Below are 20581 nucleotides of genomic sequence, written 5' to 3' on the forward strand. Positions count from 1 at the left end.
TTTTAGTTTCTATAAGTTATGTAAATAATTTTAACTTTATTAACTATAACACATATAGCATATGAGCAGACATTTTAAAAATATCATTATTGTTTTTGTCATTGGTACAGTTGTTTTCTTAATAGGAAACGTTATGTATGACAAATTTTATTTTGACTCTGTAAATGATTTGCTCATAGACTTTATGTTTTATCAAGGTTATGCGTTCTTGTTAGGATATTCTAACATGTATTATTTTCAACTTTTAGAACGTATAAATTGGGAAAAAAATCAAAGAGTAATACGCATACTTGTAGGTATTGTTGGTTCTGTAATTATTACGTTATTAGGGCTTTTTATACTCAGAACACTTACCGCTTTATATTACGAAGGCTACAATTTTAGTGACTTCATAGCTCATGAATCTTGGAGAAACTATACATTCGGGCTTTGGATAACACTCTCAATAGTTGTCATTTTTCACTTTGTTTATTTTTATAACAGGTATCAACAAAACAAAATAAAGGAGCAAAAGGTAATTGCAGGAACCGCAAGTGCCAAGTTTGATGCGCTAAAAAATCAATTAGATCCACATTTTTTATTTAATAGTTTAAATGTACTTACAAGTCTTATAGAAGAAAACCCAGATAGTGCACAAAAATTCACCACAGCATTATCAAAAGTATATCGTTATGTTTTGGAGCAAAAAAATAAAGATTTAGTAGCAGTAGATGAAGAACTAAAGTTTGCAAAAACCTATATGTCTTTATTAAAAATGCGTTTTGAAGATAGTATTGTGTTTAACATACCAGAACAAGCATCAAACCCAGATAGTAAAGTTGTACCATTATCATTACAGTTGCTTCTAGAAAACGCAGTAAAACATAATATGGTAACTGCCACAAAACCATTACACATCAAAATTTATGAAAATCAAGGCAATCTTGTCGTAGAAAATAATCTACAACCTAAACAAATAGTAAAAAAGAGTAGTGGAGTAGGTTTGAGTAATATTATGCAGCGATATCAATTATTAACCAATAAAAAAGTAATCATCAATCAACAAGCAGAACGTTTTGTAGTAGTAATACCAATGCTTACCAAACAAATTTCAATTATGGAAACAAATTATCAAATTTCAGATAAGCAAGCAGCTTATAACAAAGCAAAAAAACACGTGCAGGAGATCAAAGGGTTTTATGGCAACCTGTTATCATACTGTGTGGTTATCCCTTTCATTATTTTCATAAACTATAAAACCTATTGGGATTTTCAATGGTTTTGGTTCCCTATGTTAGGTTGGGGCATGGGCCTTATTTTTCATGCTTTTGGCGTATTTGGATATGCAAAAAACTGGGAAGAACGTAAAATTCAAGAAATTCTAGAAAAAGAACAGCAACAAAGTAAATGGCAATAATTATGAAACCAAATTTTATAGAACAAGACCGCGTATATCGCGCAACAAAACAAGTAAAAAGAATAAAAGGGTTTTACTCACACTTATTAGTTTTTATAGTCATTAACTTAATGATTATGTTTATAAATATTCAAAATTTACAACCAAACGAAAGTTATTTTCAGTTCAAAAATTTTGTAACACTTACCTTTTGGGGCTTCGGACTTTTTGTACATGCATTATCGGTGTTTTTACCCAATTTTATTTTTGGAGCCAAATGGGAAGAGCGAAAAATAAGAGAACTTATGGAGAAAAATAATAACCAGTGAGAATAATATTTTGGGCGTTACCCTGAAAAAAAAATCAGGGTCGCGCTTTTCGCGCTACATGGTAGCTAGCTACAATCGCTAACGCAATAAAAACCAAAAAAACACTAATCAACAGTATGAAAGTCATAATTATAGAAGACGAAAAACCATCAGCAAGACGCTTACAGCGTATGTTAGAAAAATTACATATTCAAGCTCAAACCATGTTGCACTCTGTAGAAGAAGCCGTATCTTGGTTTCAAGATAATGAACATCCAGATTTAATTTTTTTAGATATTCAATTAAGCGACGGATTATCTTTTGAGATTTTTGAAACTGTAAAAATAAAGTCATCCATAATTTTTACTACAGCTTATGATGAGTATGCATTACAGGCTTTTAAACTAAATAGTATAGACTATCTTTTAAAACCTATTGATGAAGATGAAATGGTTCAGGCTATAAATAAGTTTAAAACAAATTTTAATCCTCAAAAAGCTGTTACCTTAAATTTTGACGACATAAAAAACCTATTAGTAAATCCTATTGAAAGAGAATACAAAAAACGATTTTCAGTAAAAGTAGGGCAGCATTTAAAACTTATTGCTGTAGATGATATAGAATGTGTCTTTAGTGAAAATAAAGGTACTTATTTGCATACCAAAGATGGTAGAAATTATCTCATTGATTTCACGCTAGAGCAAATGGAAAACGAGTTGCCTCCAAATGTGTTTTTTAGAGTAAATCGCGCATTTTATGTAAATATTTATGCTATAAAAGATATGGTAAGCTATACCAATTCTCGATTACAAATTAAATTACACTCATTTTCAGACCAAGAAGTTATTGTAGCAAGAGAACGTGTAAAGGATTTTAAAAACTGGTTAGAAGATTAATTAATCCTCTTCAATACGGTTATCATCAAAAGAAGATGGTAATAATTTAGGAATAAACTTAACAACCAGAGGTAAAAGTAAAGCACCACCAGGAAGCATAAAAATAGCCAAACTAGGAATTGATTTGAAAATATCTAGCAATTGATCCTGAACTTTCTTTTGTTCATCATCATTTAAATCTCTTACAGTAGACTGTGTAAGTAGTATCATAAGCTCTTTACTTTCTCTAAGCTCTTTTTGTAAACGTTTGCTATTTCTAGAAATAAGTTTGCTTACCATTTGGCTAGAGTTAGAATAAAACGTTTTTACAATATTTTTTGAACTCAATAAGGCTATTTTATCTTTATGTAAGCTATAAAAATGTTGAATTGCAGCCATAGAATTTTCAACACGTGTGTTTTTTACCTTAAGCTTTTCACCTAGCTGTTTTAATATGGTTTCTTCGTTATCATCAATTTTTAAGTCACCCCAAGTTGCCATACACGCAATGTCAAGAATGTAGTAGGTTTCTAAATTTGTGTTTATAGATGTTAGAGCTTCATCAAACGAGATACTGACATTGGTTTGGTAACGTTTTGATTGTTCAACAAGGTCTATTAAACTCTCATCATACTTTGTTTTTTTAGATTTAGAGTTTAGCACCTCAATAACTATTGTTTCAATGACAGCTTCAAGGTGTTGTATAAATCTTTCAGAAATGGTATGCTTTTTTAAAAACACATTGTAGGCCAATATATCGGTAAATAAAAGTGCGTTGGTTATAAAGTAATTAAAACTTCTATCTATTAGGTTATGGTCTATTTGTATGCGTTTGTGAATTATTTTTTCTAATAAAGCAGTATTTTTTTTCTCACCAAGCAGCTCTGAAAAAACAGAGGGTTTATGTGCGTTTATTTCAGTGTAAAAATTTATAATACTCTCAACAAAATTATCATCTGTAGTACAGTGCTCTTTATATATAAAATGAAAAGCAAGTAAAAAGTTTACTTTACATATTTCTTCTTCAGTATAATCAGTACTTTCTAAATAATTATTTACTACACCTATATTACTACCGTAAACAAAACCGCTATCTCTCAAGGCTTTGTAAAAATTGTTAGTAGTGTCATGATTCCATAAAGGATTTTCCTCAAGAAGTTTAAGGAGTTTTTTTATCCAGCCATTTGCTGATGGATTCATAGGTGTCTTTTGATTAAGGAGCTGTAAAGATAAATTTTAAATCTAAAACGTCAGAATATTTTTCGTTAACAAAATTTTAACAAAACCGCTTTATAAGTTTTCTCGTAGGTATGTGTGAAAGCAAAAAAAAAAATTAATTAACAAAAACATCATTATTATGAAAAAATTAAAAATAATTCTAGGAATCGGGATTATAGCAATTGGCGGTTTCTTTATGATTGCAGCAGACCACATTGACGCACCAGCAGTTTCTGGTGGTACAAGTGATATTACAGATTTTTATGCATTTCAGGCTGAAGACACAGACAATATTGTGTTTGCTGCCAATGTGCAAGGTTTATTAAGTCCTACAGATACTGGCGATGCTGTTTTTGATGAAAACGTGCTAGTAGAATTTAACATTGATACTGATGGTGATAATGTTGAAAATTTAGTTATCCAAGCCATTCCAAGAGATGGAACTATGTACTTTTTTGGTCCAGCATCACCAAATGCAACAGGTCTAAATAGTACCATTTTAACATCTGCAACACAATCTAGTGTAGCAATTACACCTTATGGATCTTCTGCAAATATCGAGGAAAATGGCGGGATGAAATTTTTTGCAGGACCAAGAGATGATCCGTTTTTTATGGATTTTGCACAATACGGAGAAATTATAGCAGGAAATGCTACTGGTTTTAATGATCCAGGAAGTGACACATTTGCAGGAACCAACGTGATGTCTATTGTTGTAGAAGTACCAAAATCTATGGTTGGCGGATCAGGAACTATAAACACTTGGGTAGAAACTAAAAGAAAATAATACAAATACTATAAAGACTATAACTATGAAAACAATAAACTACATAGCAGTTATGATACTTGTATCATTCGTATCATTAAACTGTTCAAATGATGATGATTTTACACCAATAATAGGTAATGGAGGCATGCAAAACCCAGATTTTTCTGGAACTTATGTACAACAAGACCAAATGGGAAGACCAGCAGTAAATACCGTATTTGTAAGTTCAGCAAGTAAAGATATGTTTAATACAACTGTTCCTTCTGATCAGAATGCAGCATTTCAAAGTATGTTTCAAACAAATTTAGAAGCATTAAGTCCAGCTTACGCAAACCCTGGAGATCAAAATGCACTAGGATTAGACGCAGCAACTTTTACAGGATTATTAGCTACAGATGTATTAAATGTGTCTCTAGATGGAACAACAACTTTTTACGATGGAACTAATGTATTAACAGGACGCGCACTAGCAGATGACGTGATTACTGTAGAGCTACTTTTAATTTTTGGTGGCGAAGATTTTACTGAAAATCCAACACTATCTAATGATAATGTAGATGCAAACGATAAGCCTTTTTTGACCTCATTTCCATATTTAGCAACACCATGGTAATATAATTAAGTATCAAAGTAAGGCTAATACTTACTTCGATACTTAATTATCAAAATTACAATCATCGACCTACGATTTATTTAAAATAGCCCAATACCTAACATTAACCTTTAAACAAAACAAATTACCCTATGAAAACTCAATACAACATACTACTGATGCTTGTTTTAGTAGTTTTTATAACAAGCTGTCATAACAAGCCAAAAACAATAGCAAACACATTAGATTATAACTCATATTTTAATACTGAGGGAGAGAGCGAGGCGCTGAAGAAGGCAATGAATAATTATGAATTTTGGAAGAAAGATTTAGACAAAAATCCAACCCAATATCCATTTATTGCAAAAATTGCAGCGTCTCAATCTCAATTATTTTCAGTTACAGGAAATATTGATTATTTAATAAAAGCCGAACAAAATTTAATACGTGTTAATGAAATAACAAAGTATAATAATGCAGGCTATTTAAGAGCTTTAGCAAGAAATTATATTTCACAGCATAAATTTAAAAATGCGTTGGCACTCTTAAAGAAAGCTGAAATAAATGGAGAAAACTTAAAAGGCACTCAAAAAATGCTTTTTGATGTAAATCTAGAATTAGGAAATGTAGCTGAAGCCAAAAAAAATCTTGATGCCATAAAAAACCTACGTGATTTTGATTACTTGATTAGATTATCAAAATGGAGTGACCATCAAGGAAATTTAGATGCAGCAATAAAGTATATGGAACAGGCAAAAGCCATTGCAGAGTCATCAAAAGTAAAAGGATTAATACAATGGACATATACTAATATAGCTGATTTTTATGGCCATGCAGGAGAGATTGAAAAATCTTATAATCATTATTTGAAAGCTCTAGAACTTAATCCAGATGATGCTTATGCCAAAAAGGGTATTGCTTGGATAGTATATTCATATGAGAATAATCCAGAGGAAGCACTTCGTATACTTAACGAAATTTCAAAAACGCATAGTTCACCAGATTACCATTTACTTAAAGCTGAAATAGCACAGCATATAGGAGATAATAAGGCCAAAGAAGCTTATACAAACGCATATATGGCTTTAACCAAAAATGAAAATTATGGTGATATGTATAATGCTTACAATGTAGAACTGCTTGCAGAAGATTTAAGTACTATAGATAAAGCCTTTTTACTAGCAAAAAAGGAAGTAGATAATAGACCAACAGCGCAATCTTATGATTTATTAGCATGGACATATTATAAAAAAGGAGATGTTAAAAAAGCGTTAGAAATTATGCAAGATCATGTCGTTGGTCATACTTTTGAACCAGCAGTTATGTGTCATTTAGCCGAGATTTATAAAGCAAACGGTCAAGTATCTAAAGCAGAAGAAATTAAAAAAGATTTGTTAAAAAGTACTTTTGAACTTGGACCAGTAAAAACAAAAGAAGTTTTGTCTATTTAATACATAACGTGACTAAATATTTAACCTAACCAATATTTTATGAAACCAAAACACTTATTACCATTTATGATGCTACTTGTAATGCATGTAGCACATTCTCAAAACCTGAAAGGAAAAGTAGTTGATGAGAATAATCAGCCTGTAGAAAACGCATACATCTATAATAAAACAACATCGTCTCATGCGCACTCTCAAGTAAACGGACAATTTATTATAGATAAAACACATGTTGGAGATTCTTTAGAAATAGGTCTTTTAGGTTATAAGGACACCACATTAATATTATCACAAAACAATTTTGATTCTAATTTTGTGGCTACATTAAAAAGTAAATTAATTTCATTAGATGAGTTAGTACTTACTGAACAGATTAATGCTATGCATAGCATTGCAAAGTTAGATTTGCAATCAGATCCAGTAAATTCTTCTCAAGAAATTTTACGTAAAGTACCTGGTTTAATAATTGGTCAGCATGCAGGTGGCGGAAAAGCCGAACAAATATTTTTAAGAGGATTTGATATAGATCATGGAACAGATATCAATTTATCTGTTGACGGAATGCCTGTAAATATGGTATCTCATGCACATGGTCAAGGTTATAGTGATTTACATTTTTTAATACCTGAAACTATTGATAATATAGATTTTGGAAAAGGACCATATTATGCAAACAAAGGCGATTTTGCTACGGCTGGTTATGTTGATTTCAAAATAAAAGACAACATAAAAAACAGTCTAGTAAGTTTTGATTACGGACAGTTTAATTCATTAAGAACACTAGCATTAATCAATTTATTAGATAATGTAAACTCTCAAAATGCTTACGTAGGTGTAGAATATTTAGCAACTGATGGACCATACGAATCACCACAAAACTTTGATAGACTTAACCTTATAGGAAAATATACCACCTATTTAAAAGGCGACGACAAACTTTCATTTACACTTACACACTTTAAAAGTCGTTGGGATGCATCTGGACAAATTCCGCAAAGAGCAGTAGATAATGGTAGTATCACACGCTTTGGAGCTATTGATGATACCGAAGGTGGAAACACGTCAAGATCAAACTTTAATGTAAATTATTTTAGTGTGTTAAATGATGATACCAAGTTAAAAGCTAGTGCTTATTACTCTAAATATAAATTTGAGCTTTATTCAAACTTTACATTCTTTTTAGAAGATCCTGTTAACGGTGATCAAATTAAGCAAAAAGAAGATAGAGATATTTACGGTTTTGATTTACAAATAACAAAAAACAAACAATTAGGAAGTGTAGAAGCAACATATACTTCGGGTGTTGGGTTAAGACACGATGATGTAAATGACATAGAATTATCTCACACTTTAAATAGAAAAGAAACTTTAGAAAACATTCAATTAGGCGATGTAAATCAAACTAATATGTTTGCATTTATTAATGCAGCTTTTGAAATAGGAGACTTTACAATAGCACCAGCATTACGTTTAGATTATTTCAAATTCATGTATAATGACGCTCTGGCTACTGAATACTCAACACTAGACGAAACAAAAACAGCTTTAAGTCCAAAACTAAATTTCTTTTATAATCAAAATGAAAACTTACAATGGTTCCTAAAAACAGGAATAGGGTTTCACTCTAATGATACACGTGTAGTTGTTCAACAACAAGGTCGTGATATATTGCCAAAAGCCTATGGTTCAGATTTGGGAGCTATCTGGAAACCTTTCCCAAAAATGGTGTTTAATACAGCTGTTTGGTATTTGTTTTTAGAACAAGAGTTTGTTTATGTAGGTGATGCAGGCATTGTAGAACCTAGTGGAAAAACTGAACGTTATGGTCTTGATTTAGGATTGCGTTATCAGTTTAATGATTGGTTGTATTTTGATACAGATGCTACGCTAACTCATGCTAGAAGTGTTGATGACCCTAGTGGAGAAAATTACATACCATTAGCTCCAGACTTTACATTAGCAGGAGGCTTATCAATAAACGATTTTTATAATTTTTCGGGAGGTTTAAGATATCGATTTATTGATGATAGACCAGCAAATGAAGACAACTCTATAGTTGCAGAGGGCTATTTTGTAACAGACTTTAATGTGAATTATACATTTAATAACAACCTAACGTTAGGTGTTGCTATAGAAAATTTATTTGATGTAGACTGGAATGAGACACAGTTTGCAACAGAATCACGATTACAAAACGAAGTTGATCCTGTTGAGGAAATACACTTTACACCAGGAACGCCTTTTTTTATAAAAGGAAATGTTACCTATAAATTCTAATATGAAAAAGAGAATTTTTAAAACTAGCAGATAACTTTAAAGATTATTAATGAATAATTTTTAAGAGGTTGGTTAGGAGTTTTTTGTTAGTTTAAGCGTCTGCTTTTTATTAAGTAGGCGCTTTTTTTATTGTTGAGGATATTCTGTTTCTGAAAATCTATCTAGAAGTTTTGTGTAAGATTTTTTTGTTTCCTTGTACTCTAACCAGCTTTTTAAATTTAAAAGTAAAAGTAAGAGTAAAATACACAGTTGTATTACGATTAAGTAGGTTAATGTAGACATAATGATTCTTTTGATTGAACTTAATAGCTTGGGCTTCATAAATTAAGACACAACAAAACACTATAAGTCACAAAAAAACCTCTAATTTTTTTAGAGGTTTTTAATTTTTTTAGAATAAATACGTCTTTTATGAAGATGTTGAAACCGCACCTAAAGTATATAGTTGCTCTAGAGTAGGAGATTGACTTCCTCCTGCAGGTTCTAAAGTAATACCAAAGGCTTCAGACTCATTTGCATTATTTATAGTAAATATTTTTGACTCGTTTGTAGTAAAATTATCTACAGTACCTAAACTAGTAGGAGTTAATGGCGATAATTTAAGAGACCATATTTGATATACTTTGCCATTAGGTGGTGTTGGTAATCCTTGTAAATCAAAGTAAACAACATCACCTTTTTTATCCCAATAAGCTTTTGCGTAAGCTTCAGGATATGCCGTTTGTCCTGCTAGAGGAATAGCAATAATATCTTTGTCTCTTAAAACAGTAATCAATTGTTTGGCATCAGATAATTCGGTGTCAACCTTTTCAAGTTGTATTTCTAAAAGTTCCTTACCTGTTTCAACAGTTTGTATGTCAGATTTTAATGTGTTGTTTTGATTTGTTGTCCATAATAATCCACCAGCAAGTATAATAGCAGCAGCCCAACCGCTGTATTTAAACCAGTTAGGTTTAGGTTTGTTCATGGTAATTACTTGTCCATTGTTATCTAAACCTAGTTGCTCTTTTACTGCTTTAAATATATGTTGTGTATTGTGTGGCGAAACAGCCGCAGTTAATGATATAACAGCCGCTTCAATTTTTAAAACTTCATCTAGTACATCAGGATGTTTCAACAACACATTGTAAACGTCTTCATTTTCTTTTTCAGAAAGTGTTCCAGCTACATATAGCTCTAATATTCCAGATTCTATATATTCTTTTGTATCCATTTATTTTACTTGAAGTATATTTCTTAACTCGTTTATGCAATTTCTATTTCGCGTTTTTATAGTGCCAATGGGCATCTCTAATTTTTCAGAAGCTTCTTTTTGAGTGTATCCTTTAAAATAAAGAAGTTCTATAACGTCTTTACATTTTTTTGCGAGCTTACCTACAAATTTTTTAATACCAATGGCATTGGTTTTTTGGTTAAGGTTTTCGTTGGTCTCTAAAATATCTACGAAAAATTCGGCATCAAGGTTTTTCTTTTTGCTTTTAAAGCTTTTAGAGCGTGTTTTATCTATTGCTGCGTTTCTTGATATATTTAAAATCCAAGTAAAAAAACGTCCTTTTTTGGCAGAATAAGAACTTGAGTTATTCCATGCTTTAATGAATACGTCTTGCATAACTTCTTCAGCAATGGCGTTATCTCTTACTATGTTATATATAACACCGTGTAGGCTTTGACTATACATATTGTATAATGTTTCAAAGGCTTTTTCGTCTTTCTCCTGAAATTTGATTACTAATTCTTCTAATTGCATTGGTTAGTTTTTGTTCTTATGAAAAATAGTGAATATTACCCAATAAAAAAAGCCACCTTAGGAAGGTAGCTTTTAATCAGTTTTTTGAGGTTTTTTTATTGGATTATGCCGCCACAACTTACACGACCACCAGCAGCTCCAGTAGGTTGTGTTGTGAAATCATCAATACCTTGATGTACAATTATAGCTTTTCCAACAATATCTTTATTAGGATCTCCGCAGCCAATACACCATTGGTCTGTTTCAAAAGTAATGGTACCATTTCCGTTCTCATCCGCTTTGAAATTTCCTATATCTCCTTTGTGGTAGCCTTCAGTTGCTCCCCATTTTCCATGAGGTTGTGCTGTAGGATTCCAATGTCCTCCAGTAGATTTTCCATCAGCAGAAGAACAATCAGCTTTTTCATGTACATGAATAGCATGATCTCCAGGAGTTAAACCGTCCATAACGGCTACCATTTTTACAGTTCCGTTTTGTTCAGTAAAAACAGCACTACCATTTACGTTGCTCTCACTTTTAGCGTCTAACTTGATTTTAATTTTTTTTACTTCTTCTTTTTTAGTTTCTACTACAGGTTCTTCAACAGTCGTTGTTGTTTCTTCAGTAGTTTCTTTTTTATCGTTTTTACAAGAACTTGCAAAGCTAATTGTAGCAATACAAGCCAATAATATTAGTTTTTTCATTGTAAGTTTTAGTTTTTTATTTAACCGAAAGTTACGCATTATTTAAGAAAATTTAAAATTTATAAGGCGGTAAATGATAATTGTCATGTTTTATTTTTATTGGCTAAACTACTTTTGATTATTAAAATGTTAGGTATGAATAATTTATTAGTAAGCAAGTATAATGTTGCAGGGCCTAGATATACTAGTTACCCAACGGTTCCTTATTGGGATGTAGACACATTTTCTTTAAAACAATGGAAATGGTCATTAAAACAAGCTTTTGATGAGAGTAATGATACTGAAGGAATAAGTATCTATATACACTTACCATTTTGTGAGAGTTTGTGTACGTTTTGTGGTTGTCATAAGCGTATAACAAAAAGACACGAAGTAGAAACGCCCTATATAGCGGCTGTTCTTAAAGAGTGGAAACTATATTGCGATTTATTAGAGGCTAAACCAATAATTAAAGAGTTGCATTTAGGAGGTGGAACACCTACTTTTTTTTCTTCTGAAAATTTAGAATACCTTATCAAAGGTATTTTTAGATTAGCAAATAAGGCAAGTGATTGTGAAATGAGCTTTGAGGGGCATCCTAATAACACAACAAAAAATCACTTAAGTACGCTTTATAATTTAGGGTTTCGTCGTGTTAGCTTTGGAGTTCAAGATTATAACGAAACTGTTCAAAAAGCCATACACCGTGTACAACCGTATGAGCATGTTAAGCATGTAACAGAATTAGCTAGAGAAATAGGCTTTACATCTGTAAGTCATGACCTTATTTTTGGGTTGCCTTTTCAAAATGAAAATCACGTACAAAAGACTATAGAAAAAACCAAAATACTTAATCCTGATAGAATTGCTTTTTACAGTTATGCACATGTACCATGGATAAAAGGAAATGGACAGCGTGGCTTTAAAGATGCCGATTTACCAACTCCAGAAAGCAAAAGAGCACAATACGAACTAGGAAAAAAAGCATTGCTTGAGGCAGGTTACATAGAAATAGGTATGGATCACTTTGCTTTGCCTACAGATGGATTGTATCAAGCAATGATACAGAACACATTGCATAGAAATTTTATGGGTTATACAGCATCAAAAACTAAAGTAATGATTGGATTAGGTACTTCATCAATAAGTGATTGTTGGTATGGGTTCTCTCAAAATGTAAAGGGTATTGAGTCATATTACAGTCTTGTAAACGAAGGTGTTATTCCTGTGCAAAAAGGGCATATATTATCTAACGAAGATCTGATTATTAGAAAACATATTTTAAATTTAATGTGTCATTTTAAAACTGATTGGAAATCGTCTGAAATGTGTTTTAAAGCGTTGCCAAATGTTTTACAAAGACTAGAAGAGTTAGAGAAAGATGAGCTTATAAAAATTGATGATAATAGTATAAAAATGACTTCAAAGGGGAAACCATTTGTAAGAAACGTTTGTATGGCTTTTGATTTGTTATTACAAAGAAAACAACCAGAAAAACAATTATTCTCTATGACGGTTTAATAGATGTTAAGAGAACTTTAAAGTTCTTGTTTTTGTTTGCAGTCATTCAATTTTTACGTAACTTAAACTATCGTAATAACACCCAAAATTAAATTATAAATTAAATAACAAAACCTCAATCAAAATGAAAAAAATAATAGTGCCAATAGATTTTTCTGAACACTCTGAATATGCTTTAGAAGCAGCCGCTTTACTGGTTAAAAAAAACGGAGGAGAAATCTTGGCCTTACATATGTTAGAGTTATCTGATGCTGTATTAACGCAAGCTGATTCTGAACAAGATATGAAAGCTGTTTTTTACCTTAAATTGGCAGAAAAAAAGTTTGAAGAGTTTTTAGATAAACCATATTTACAAGATGTAACTGTAACACCAATTGTAAAGCATTTTAAAGTTTTTAGTGAAGTTAATGATGTTGCTTTAGAACATAGTGTTGATATGATTGTAATGGGATCTCATGGAGCTAGCGGGTTTTCAGAAATGTTTGTAGGATCTAATACTGAAAAAGTAGTCCGAAATGCAACAGTACCGGTGCTAGTTGTAAAAGATCACTTACCAAAACAAATGTTTGAGAACGTTGTGTTTGCTTGTGATTTTTCTGAAGAATCTGTAAAAGCTTATATAAATGCAACAGCTTTATTTAATGAGTTAAACCTAGATATACATTTGCTTTATGTTAATGTTCCTGGTGAAGGATTTAGAAGCTCTGAAGAAATGAGACATAAGGTATCTCAATTCTTACAAACAGCAGATGGTAATTCAGACAATTTAGACAAAGTACGTTATGTATCTGATTATACTGTTGAAAAAGGAATATTAAATTATGCAGCAAGTGCCAAAGCAGATTTAATAGCTGTTTCAACTCATGGTCGTAAAGGAATTGCTCATTTCTTTGAAGGTAGTATTTCTGAAGATTTAGCAAACCACTCAAAACTTCCAGTGATTACGTTTAAATTATAACAATACCTATCATTTATTATACAATTAGTAAGGGTAATTCTTTACGCTTACTAATTGTTGATTTTGTTACATTTTTTAATGTATTGTTTTTTCGATTTTTGTTATCAACAAACAAACTTACTATATCAATATCATGGATTTGCTTGTAAGTTGTAATTGCGCTATCTAATGAAACATCTTGTATTTGATAATATTTAATGGGTACAATATTATTGTTTTTTAGAACAATTTCATCTTTTTCTTTAAGTGCATGCTTCTCTTGCTCAAAAACTCTTATAGCGTGTATATTTAAGTGATTATTTTTAATTATTGAGTTAAGTTTTTTATAGGAATTATCACTTATAAATTCCTCATTATTTAACACTAAAAGTAAATTTTCAGGCTTTTTATAACGACACTTTTCAGGTATAATCAACATTGGTCTGTCAATGTTTTTAATAACTTGAATAGTATTAGAACCAAAAAAATGTTCTATTAGGTTTGAAGGGCCATTATACCCAGTGACTATTAGCTCTATAGGATACTTGTTGATAATTTGCTTAATAGCGCTTGTGAAATTGTCATAGTCAACAATAGTAGAAAACTCAAAGCTTTCAATAGTATTTTGTTTATACAGTTTATCTTTTAAAGTATTTAGACTTACTTTCTCATCTTTAATTATGGAATTATATAGGTTTTCGCTAGGTTGATACCACAAATCATCTAAAATAAAACTTCCAGATTTATGAACATGAAGTATATGAAAATGACAAGTTTGATTTTTGAAAAAATTTAAAGCATAATTTATAGCGTTATTGGCGGTATCAGAAAAATCTGTTAATAGTAAGATGTGTCTCATTTTGTTTAAAACAGTTTATGTTATATAAAAACTAGTTTAAGATAATGATTTAATGGCAATTAATATGGCCATCTACCATTTCAGTAACCGGAGTAGGTGAAACATAAGGTATGCCAAGCCCTAATCCTCTAGCAATAAAAAGCAATCCTATTATTACAATAAAAACAGGTATGGCTTTTTGTATACGAAGTTTGACTTTAATATTTAAAAACTTGCCAATATAAATAGCCGTTGTCATTAAAGGTATTGTGCCTAAACCAAAAAGAATCATGTACATACTACTTGCTATTACAGAAGCATTTGCAATAGCGGCAAATACAGCCATATAAACTAACCCACAAGGAAGAAACCCGTTTAAAAAACCAATAGTTAAAAATGTGTCTGCTGTTTTCTTTTTTAAAGAAGCGCCAAGTTGTGTTTTTACTTTTGAAATTATATGATAAATGGGTTTAGAAAAGCGATATTTATTTAAAGTTTTGCTAGGTATTATTACAAGAAGAATCATGAGAATACCAATAAGAATAGATAACTGTTGCTGAAATCCAAAAAGATAAAGCCCTTTTCCTATAACTCCAAAGGCAACTCCTATCATAGAGTAAGCAAGTAATCTCCCAATATGATATGTTGTGATTTGAGTGATTTTTTTTAAAGAATTACTTCTATCTACAGGTAACATAAAAGCTATTGGTCCACACATGCCAACACAGTGCAAACTTCCTAGTAATCCTAATATGAAACCAGACCAAAGCATTTTTAATAAATTATTTCGTCTTTGAAGAGATATAAATTTCCATTATATTTCCAATCTACTTTAATGTTCCAACGACCATCCAATAAACGTTTGTCAGGTATGAGCAAATGATTTTTAGACAATGAAATAGGAGTTTCAAAATCTAGTTGTTTATTAGATGGTCTGTAAAGGAACACTTTTCCTGAAATTTTTTTTGCATCAAGATTTTCAGGGAATTCTATAATTAGTCCATCTTGATTTTTTGTCCAACTTATATTTTTTGATAAGTCTTTAGCGTTTTTTTGTTTGTTTATATCGTTTTGAAATTCTAGTTCTTGTTTATAATAATCTTCAGTAACCAGATCGTGATTGTATTCTTTGTTGGTACTCATAGTAATAACAAAATAGAGGATAAACCCAATAAACCCAATAAAGGCCAATACAATTCCTGTTCCCCAATTTATCTTCATAGTTTTTTGTTTTTTAATTATAACTTCTAGGTCCTAAAAAATTTACTTTAGTACTTTCTATAAACTCACCGTGACTATATACATCAATAGTGAGTTTTACTTTATCACCTTTCATGTCTTTTTTGTTTATCTCAATAAACAAGGTTCCTTCTGCCAAGCCTTGAGAAGGGATAACAAAATCACTTGATGTAGATACAAGTTTTACAACACCTTTGGTATGTCTTAATTTAAAAGTTACATTATCTATACTATGTGTTGTTTTGTTTACCACTTTATAGGTGAATACATTACTTATTATATTATTTGCTTTATGTTCATATAGTTGCCCAGGTAATCGTAAAATTCTAGCTTCTACATCGTTTCTTAATAAAAGCATACCAGAAAGCACTCCTATTAAAATTGTTAGTACGGCGATATATCCCTTTAACCTTGCTGTTAGTTTAAATGGAGCTTTCTTTTCAATGTTATCTTCGCTGGCATATCTAATTAATCCTTTTGGTAGATTAATGCTTTCCATAATGTGATCACATTCATCTATACAAGCTGTACAGTTTACACATTCTAACTGTGTGCCATTTCTTATGTCAATTCCTGTTGGACAAACATGTACACATTGTAGGCAGTCTATACAATCACCGTGACCAAGAGCTTTTCTATCTTCATTTTTTCTGAATTTTTTTCTACCATTTTCACCTTCTCCGCGCTTATGGTCATAAGCAACTACTATAGATTTGTTATCAAGTAAAACACCTTGAAGTCTGCCATAAGGGCAAGCAATAATGCAAACTTGTTCTCTAAACCAAGCGAAAACAAAATAGAAGACAGCGGTAAAAATTAATAATGGAAATAGAGTTGATAAATGACTAGAAGGCCCTTCTGTAATATACCTTATAAGTTTGTCGCTACCTATGATATAAGCTAGAAACACATTCGCAATTAAAAATGAAATTATTAGAAAAATACTCCATTTCAAGATGCGTTTTTTTATTTTTTCGGCATTCCATTTTTGTTTGTCTAGTTTACGTTGTTTATTTCTATCGCCTTCAATCCAATATTCTATGCGTCTAAAAACCATTTCCATAAAAATAGTTTGAGGGCAAATCCATCCGCAAAATATGCGACCAAAACCAACGGTAAAAAGCGTGATAAAAACTACACCAATTATCATAGAAATAACAATAAGGTGAAAGTCTTGTGGCCAAAAAGGAAATCCAAAAATATTAAAGCGTCTTTCCAGAATATTAAACATTAAAAACTGATTACCATTAACCTTGATAAAAGGAGCAGAGAAGAGAAATGCAAGTAAAATATAACTTACTATTTTACGTTTCTCATAATATCTGCCACTTGGTTTTTTAGGAAAAATCCAAGCGCGTTTACCTTCTTCATTAATGGTACCTATTGAGTCTCTAAATATGTCTTTTTCTGGCGATTTCACGTTGGCATTAACTTATTTGATTGTTACAGAATCTGTCACTTTTGTTGAGTCTTCTACTGTTGTATCAGTTGTTATCTCATTATTTTCAGGCCAAATAATATTACCTTCGGCTTCTTTAGGTTCGGCCGGTGTTGTTCCTTGAAATGTTAGTACATAACTAGCTACTTGTGCTATTTCTGAAGGTTTTAAGTTTTGTTTCCATGCAATCATACCTTTACCGTTTCGACCTCCTTCAGAGATGGTTTTGAATACATTTTTAATGCCACCTCCTAATATCCAATGATTATCAGTTAAGTTTGGACCAATACCGCCGCCACCATCTGCTTTATGGCAGGCAACACAGTTTTCAGTAAATAATGTTTCACCTGCTTTTAGGTCTGATATTTCTGTAAGGACTTCAACTGTATTAAAGTCAACAAGATCTTTTGCAGTTTTCTTGTATTCTTCAATAGCTATTTTGGCTTCGGCATATTCTGTTTCTAACTCGTCATATTGATTATCACCATTGAATACATGAAATCTAATTAAGTAAATACAAGCAAAAACAATTGAAGCATAAAACCCATATAACCACCATGGCGGTAAAGAGTTATCTAGCTCGCGAATGCCATCATAATTATGATCAAGAATAATTTCATGCTCTTCCTCAATAGGTTTTGAGCCTAGTAGTTTTTTGTAAGTTTTTTCAACCCAAGTAATAAATGTTGGAGTTTGTGTTCTTTTTGCATCATAACGAGCCTTGGCTTCAGCATCTAGGCTTTGGTATAAAACATTATCCATAGCACCAATAATAGCTTCGATAGCAATAAGAATTAAAAGCACTAATAGTAAAAATAAACTAATAAGAGGATACTCAATAAAAGCTGGTTTACCTCCTGAATCTATTAGATATTCTGATAATCCGAAAATAAAGAAGAATACAACAGGTACGCGTATCCATGAAGGAAAAAACTGTCTCATAATTCTATTTGATTTTTATGGTTGTCTAATGGTAAGTGGCTTACCGTTTTTATGTATTCTTTTTTTGCTGTAGCAACCCACCAAAATAAGACTACAAAAAAGATGAAAAATATGAGTAATGATATAAGTGGATATATTTCTATACCAGAAATACTTTCCATGTGGTTTTTTACAAATTTTAGCATGACTTATTGATTTTGTTGTTGTGTGTTACTTAATTGAGCTTCTAACTCGCTTACTTTTACATCGGTTCCTAGACGTTGTAAATAGGCAATTAAAGCTGTTATTTCTCGGTTTCTCATTTCTATAAAGGCTGTTCCTCCAGCTTTTTTATCGGCTTCATAGGTTTGAGCAAAATCAGGATCTGTATAAAGGTTTTTTTCAATTTGTGTACCTTGTTCTAGCATTTGGTTTTGAGCATTAGCAATATCATCTTCAGTATAAGGCACACCTAGCTGAACCATGGCACGCATTTTATCTTCAGTTTTAGATTTGTCTAGCTCATTTTTTACTAACCATTGGTATGCTGGCATGATAGAGCCAGAAGACGTGCTTTGTGGGTCATACATATGGTTTAAATGCCAGTTGTCAGAATATTTGCCACCAACTCGGTGTAAGTCAGGACCAGTTCGTTTACTTCCCCATAAAAATGGATGGTCATATACAAACTCGCCAGCTTTTGAATATTCACCATAACGTTCAACTTCACTTCTAAATGGACGTACCATTTGAGAGTGGCAACTTACACAACCTTCTCTTATGTAAATATCACGTCCTTCTAACTCTAATGGTGTATATGGTTTAACACTGCTAATTGTTGGTATATTAGATTTTACCATAATGGTAGGAATGATTTGAATAACACCACCAATTAATATTGTTATGGTTGCCAAAATGGTTAACTGTACCGGTTTACGCTCTAGCCATGTATGGAAACCTTCACCAGCAATACGTCTTTTTGAAACACGTTTAAGAGCAGGAGCTTCTGCTAATTCGTCAGTAACAGCACTACCTTTTTTCATAGTAGCAATGATGTTATAAGCAAGGATAAACATTCCGAAAATGTATAGCGAACCACCTATAGCACGCATCCAGTACATGGGGATGATTTCAGAAACAGTTTCTAGGAAATTTCCATAAACCAATGTTCCGTCAGGATTAAATTGTTTCCACATACTAGCTTGAACAAAACCAGCTACATACATTGGTAATGCATACATGATAATACCTAATGTTCCAATCCAGAAATGGGCATTGGCTAATTTTTTTGAATAAAGTTCGGTTTTAAATAATCTAGGTATTAGCCAATAGATCATTCCAAATGCTAAAAAGCCATTCCAAGCAAGTGCACCAACGTGTACGTGAGCAATAACCCAATCAGTAAAGTGAGCAATAGCATTTACATTTTTAAGTGAAAGCATAGGGCCTTCAAAAGTTGCCATACCATAACCAGTAATGGCTACAACCATAAATTTTAAAACAGGGTCTGTACGTACTTTATCCCAAGCGCCACGAAGTGTTAGAAGTCCGTTTATCATACCGCCCCAAGAAGGCATAAGTAGCATAACTGAAAAGGCAACACCTAAATTTTGAGCCCATTCAGGTAACGCAGTATATAATAAATGATGAGGTCCAGCCCAGATGTATATAAATATTAATGACCAAAAGTGTACTATTGAAAGTCTGTATGAATAAATAGGTCTATCAGCCGCTTTAGGTACAAAATAATACATTAGTCCTAAAAAAGGAGTTGTTAAGAAAAAAGCAACAGCATTATGACCATACCACCATTGTACAAGAGCATCTTGAACGCCTGCATAAACCGAGTAACTTTTAAAAGCACTCACAGGAAGTTCTAAACTGTTGAATATATGAAGTACAGCTACAGTAACAAAAGTACCTAGGTAAAACCAAATAGCGACATACATATGGCGTTGGCGACGTCTTAATATTGTACCAATTAAGTTCCAGCCAAATGCAACCCAAACAACAGCAATAGCAATATCAAAAGGCCATTCAAGTTCAGCATACTCTTTTGAAGTTGTTATTCCTAACGGTAATGTAATAGCAGCGCCAACAATAATAAGTTGCCAGCCCCAAAAATTTATGTTACTTAAGGCATCGCTAAACATTCTTGCTTTTAAAAGTCTTTGTGATGAATAATAAACACCAGCAAAAATGGCATTACCAACAAAGGCAAAAATAACAGCGTTTGTGTGTAATGGTCTTAATCGGCCAAAACTTAACCATGGAATTCCATCGGTTAAATTTGGAAACAAGAACATAAAGGCTAGGAGCAAGCCTACAAGCATTCCTACAACACCCCAAACCATAGTGGCTAGTAAGAATTTTTTAACAATCTTGTTGTCGTAATAAAATTGTTGTACTTCCATAA

At 31.8% G+C, this 20581-nt stretch carries 21 protein-coding genes; 9 read left to right on the top strand and 12 right to left on the bottom strand.

Features of this window, described 5'->3' with window-relative positions; genetic code table 11:
• Positions 1 to 61 precede the first annotated feature (61 nt).
• From ACN5J3_RS08360 to ACN5J3_RS08370, 3 genes are all read left to right on the top strand, one after another.
• Positions 62 to 1396 carry a 2TM domain-containing protein gene (locus ACN5J3_RS08360; protein ID WP_418511434.1) on the top strand — a complete coding sequence of 445 codons (1335 nt, stop codon included), beginning with the start codon at positions 62 to 64 and terminating at the stop codon, positions 1394 to 1396.
• 2 nt (positions 1397 to 1398) lie between these two features.
• Positions 1399 to 1704: a 2TM domain-containing protein gene (locus ACN5J3_RS08365; protein ID WP_418511435.1), complete on the top strand. Its 306-nt coding sequence runs from the start codon at positions 1399 to 1401 to the stop codon at positions 1702 to 1704.
• A gap of 116 nt (positions 1705 to 1820) precedes the next feature.
• The gene (locus ACN5J3_RS08370) at positions 1821 to 2579 is read left to right on the top strand and encodes a LytR/AlgR family response regulator transcription factor (protein WP_418511436.1); all 759 of its coding nucleotides are present in this window, start codon (positions 1821 to 1823) and stop codon (positions 2577 to 2579) included.
• On the opposite strand, the gene ACN5J3_RS08375 is transcribed toward ACN5J3_RS08370, so the two are convergent.
• Entirely contained in the window at positions 2580 to 3758 is a 1179-nt protein-coding gene (locus ACN5J3_RS08375) for an LETM1-related biofilm-associated protein (RefSeq protein ID WP_417290026.1), read from the bottom strand.
• A gap of 157 nt (positions 3759 to 3915) precedes the next feature.
• Here ACN5J3_RS08375 and ACN5J3_RS08380 point away from each other — a divergent pair, with 157 nt between their 5' ends.
• The 4 genes from ACN5J3_RS08380 (at position 3916) to ACN5J3_RS08395 (ending at position 8862) form a co-directional block, all read left to right on the top strand.
• Complete coding sequence (locus ACN5J3_RS08380) at positions 3916 to 4563, top strand: DUF4331 family protein (protein WP_344729773.1); 648 nt, start codon at positions 3916 to 3918, stop codon at positions 4561 to 4563.
• Positions 4564 to 4588: 25 nt separating this feature from the next.
• Positions 4589 to 5158, top strand: coding sequence for a DUF4331 family protein (locus ACN5J3_RS08385; RefSeq protein ID WP_417290027.1), 570 nt, complete (start codon positions 4589 to 4591; stop codon positions 5156 to 5158).
• A 131-nt stretch (positions 5159 to 5289) separates the two neighbouring features.
• Positions 5290 to 6588 (top strand): cell surface protein, encoded by a 1299-nt coding sequence (locus ACN5J3_RS08390; protein ID WP_418511437.1) that lies wholly within the window; start codon positions 5290 to 5292, stop codon positions 6586 to 6588.
• Between the two features lie 39 nt (positions 6589 to 6627).
• Entirely contained in the window at positions 6628 to 8862 is a 2235-nt protein-coding gene (locus ACN5J3_RS08395; protein WP_418511438.1) for a TonB-dependent receptor, read from the top strand.
• 126 nt (positions 8863 to 8988) lie between these two features.
• Here the strand turns inward: ACN5J3_RS08395 and ACN5J3_RS08400 are convergent, their stop codons facing one another.
• The 4 genes from ACN5J3_RS08400 to ACN5J3_RS08415 form a co-directional block, all read right to left on the bottom strand.
• The gene (locus ACN5J3_RS08400) at positions 8989 to 9144 is read right to left on the bottom strand and encodes a hypothetical protein (protein ID WP_418511439.1); all 156 of its coding nucleotides are present in this window, start codon (positions 9142 to 9144) and stop codon (positions 8989 to 8991) included.
• A gap of 127 nt (positions 9145 to 9271) precedes the next feature.
• Positions 9272 to 10075 carry an anti-sigma factor gene (locus ACN5J3_RS08405; RefSeq protein ID WP_418511441.1) on the bottom strand — a complete coding sequence of 268 codons (804 nt, stop codon included), beginning with the start codon at positions 10073 to 10075 and terminating at the stop codon, positions 9272 to 9274.
• The gene (locus ACN5J3_RS08410) at positions 10076 to 10609 is read right to left on the bottom strand and encodes an RNA polymerase sigma factor (RefSeq protein ID WP_418511442.1); all 534 of its coding nucleotides are present in this window, start codon (positions 10607 to 10609) and stop codon (positions 10076 to 10078) included. It lies immediately after the preceding gene.
• Between the two features lie 95 nt (positions 10610 to 10704).
• Positions 10705 to 11292, bottom strand: coding sequence for a superoxide dismutase family protein (locus ACN5J3_RS08415; protein WP_417290031.1), 588 nt, complete (start codon positions 11290 to 11292; stop codon positions 10705 to 10707).
• A 135-nt stretch (positions 11293 to 11427) separates the two neighbouring features.
• Here ACN5J3_RS08415 and hemN point away from each other — a divergent pair, with 135 nt between their 5' ends.
• Together hemN and ACN5J3_RS08425 are read left to right on the top strand one after the other, a co-directional pair.
• The gene (gene hemN, locus ACN5J3_RS08420) at positions 11428 to 12792 is read left to right on the top strand and encodes an oxygen-independent coproporphyrinogen III oxidase (protein WP_418511443.1); all 1365 of its coding nucleotides are present in this window, start codon (positions 11428 to 11430) and stop codon (positions 12790 to 12792) included.
• Positions 12793 to 12916: 124 nt separating this feature from the next.
• Positions 12917 to 13750 (top strand): universal stress protein, encoded by an 834-nt coding sequence (locus ACN5J3_RS08425; protein ID WP_418511444.1) that lies wholly within the window; start codon positions 12917 to 12919, stop codon positions 13748 to 13750.
• Positions 13751 to 13766: 16 nt separating this feature from the next.
• Here the strand turns inward: ACN5J3_RS08425 and ACN5J3_RS08430 are convergent, their stop codons facing one another.
• From ACN5J3_RS08430 to ccoN, 7 genes are read right to left on the bottom strand one after another with little or no spacing between them, the layout of a single operon-like run.
• Positions 13767 to 14588: a universal stress protein gene (locus ACN5J3_RS08430; RefSeq protein WP_418511445.1), complete on the bottom strand. Its 822-nt coding sequence runs from the start codon at positions 14586 to 14588 to the stop codon at positions 13767 to 13769.
• A 49-nt stretch (positions 14589 to 14637) separates the two neighbouring features.
• Positions 14638 to 15339: a sulfite exporter TauE/SafE family protein gene (locus ACN5J3_RS08435; protein WP_418511446.1), complete on the bottom strand. Its 702-nt coding sequence runs from the start codon at positions 15337 to 15339 to the stop codon at positions 14638 to 14640.
• 2 nt (positions 15340 to 15341) lie between these two features.
• The gene (locus tag ACN5J3_RS08440; protein WP_344729794.1) at positions 15342 to 15788 is read right to left on the bottom strand and encodes a FixH family protein; all 447 of its coding nucleotides are present in this window, start codon (positions 15786 to 15788) and stop codon (positions 15342 to 15344) included.
• A 13-nt stretch (positions 15789 to 15801) separates the two neighbouring features.
• Positions 15802 to 17226: a cytochrome c oxidase accessory protein CcoG gene (gene ccoG / locus ACN5J3_RS08445; protein WP_418511447.1), complete on the bottom strand. Its 1425-nt coding sequence runs from the start codon at positions 17224 to 17226 to the stop codon at positions 15802 to 15804.
• A 12-nt stretch (positions 17227 to 17238) separates the two neighbouring features.
• Complete coding sequence (locus ACN5J3_RS08450; RefSeq protein ID WP_417290036.1) at positions 17239 to 18186, bottom strand: cbb3-type cytochrome c oxidase N-terminal domain-containing protein; 948 nt, start codon at positions 18184 to 18186, stop codon at positions 17239 to 17241.
• Positions 18183 to 18371 carry a CcoQ/FixQ family Cbb3-type cytochrome c oxidase assembly chaperone gene (locus ACN5J3_RS08455; protein ID WP_344729800.1) on the bottom strand — a complete coding sequence of 63 codons (189 nt, stop codon included), beginning with the start codon at positions 18369 to 18371 and terminating at the stop codon, positions 18183 to 18185. The genes ACN5J3_RS08450 and ACN5J3_RS08455 overlap by 4 nt, the downstream gene beginning before the upstream one ends.
• Before the next feature lie 3 nt (positions 18372 to 18374).
• Positions 18375 to 20579, bottom strand: coding sequence for a cytochrome-c oxidase, cbb3-type subunit I (ccoN, locus tag ACN5J3_RS08460; protein WP_417290037.1), 2205 nt, complete (start codon positions 20577 to 20579; stop codon positions 18375 to 18377).
• Between the last annotated feature and the right edge of the window lie 2 nt (positions 20580 to 20581).

Source organism: Corallibacter sp., assembly GCF_048381695.1.
Classification (GTDB): Bacteria; Bacteroidota; Bacteroidia; order Flavobacteriales; family Flavobacteriaceae; genus Corallibacter; species Corallibacter vietnamensis.

Excerpts from the sequence above, each read along its gene's own strand:
- ACN5J3_RS08440 (WP_344729794.1), bottom strand. The coding sequence starts at position 15,788 with ATGAAGATAAATTGGGGAACAGGAATTGTATTGGCCTTTATTGGGTTT.
- ACN5J3_RS08390 (WP_418511437.1), top strand. The coding sequence starts at position 5,290 with ATGAAAACTCAATACAACATACTACTGATGCTTGTTTTAGTAGTTTTT.
- ACN5J3_RS08425 (WP_418511444.1), top strand. The coding sequence starts at position 12,917 with ATGAAAAAAATAATAGTGCCAATAGATTTTTCTGAACACTCTGAATAT.
- ACN5J3_RS08385 (WP_417290027.1), top strand. The coding sequence starts at position 4,589 with ATGAAAACAATAAACTACATAGCAGTTATGATACTTGTATCATTCGTA.
- ACN5J3_RS08375 (WP_417290026.1), bottom strand. The coding sequence starts at position 3,758 with ATGAATCCATCAGCAAATGGCTGGATAAAAAAACTCCTTAAACTTCTT.
- ACN5J3_RS08360 (WP_418511434.1), top strand. The coding sequence starts at position 62 with ATGAGCAGACATTTTAAAAATATCATTATTGTTTTTGTCATTGGTACA.
- ACN5J3_RS08405 (WP_418511441.1), bottom strand. The coding sequence starts at position 10,075 with ATGGATACAAAAGAATATATAGAATCTGGAATATTAGAGCTATATGTA.
- ACN5J3_RS08415 (WP_417290031.1), bottom strand. The coding sequence starts at position 11,292 with ATGAAAAAACTAATATTATTGGCTTGTATTGCTACAATTAGCTTTGCA.
- ACN5J3_RS08455 (WP_344729800.1), bottom strand. The coding sequence starts at position 18,371 with ATGCTAAAATTTGTAAAAAACCACATGGAAAGTATTTCTGGTATAGAA.
- ACN5J3_RS08400 (WP_418511439.1), bottom strand. The coding sequence starts at position 9,144 with ATGTCTACATTAACCTACTTAATCGTAATACAACTGTGTATTTTACTC.
- ACN5J3_RS08365 (WP_418511435.1), top strand. The coding sequence starts at position 1,399 with ATGAAACCAAATTTTATAGAACAAGACCGCGTATATCGCGCAACAAAA.
- ACN5J3_RS08380 (WP_344729773.1), top strand. The coding sequence starts at position 3,916 with ATGAAAAAATTAAAAATAATTCTAGGAATCGGGATTATAGCAATTGGC.
- ACN5J3_RS08410 (WP_418511442.1), bottom strand. The coding sequence starts at position 10,609 with ATGCAATTAGAAGAATTAGTAATCAAATTTCAGGAGAAAGACGAAAAA.
- ACN5J3_RS08430 (WP_418511445.1), bottom strand. The coding sequence starts at position 14,588 with ATGAGACACATCTTACTATTAACAGATTTTTCTGATACCGCCAATAAC.
- ACN5J3_RS08435 (WP_418511446.1), bottom strand. The coding sequence starts at position 15,339 with ATGCTTTGGTCTGGTTTCATATTAGGATTACTAGGAAGTTTGCACTGT.
- ccoN (WP_417290037.1), bottom strand. The coding sequence starts at position 20,579 with ATGGAAGTACAACAATTTTATTACGACAACAAGATTGTTAAAAAATTC.
- ACN5J3_RS08370 (WP_418511436.1), top strand. The coding sequence starts at position 1,821 with ATGAAAGTCATAATTATAGAAGACGAAAAACCATCAGCAAGACGCTTA.
- hemN (WP_418511443.1), top strand. The coding sequence starts at position 11,428 with ATGAATAATTTATTAGTAAGCAAGTATAATGTTGCAGGGCCTAGATAT.
- ACN5J3_RS08395 (WP_418511438.1), top strand. The coding sequence starts at position 6,628 with ATGAAACCAAAACACTTATTACCATTTATGATGCTACTTGTAATGCAT.
- ACN5J3_RS08450 (WP_417290036.1), bottom strand. The coding sequence starts at position 18,186 with ATGAGACAGTTTTTTCCTTCATGGATACGCGTACCTGTTGTATTCTTC.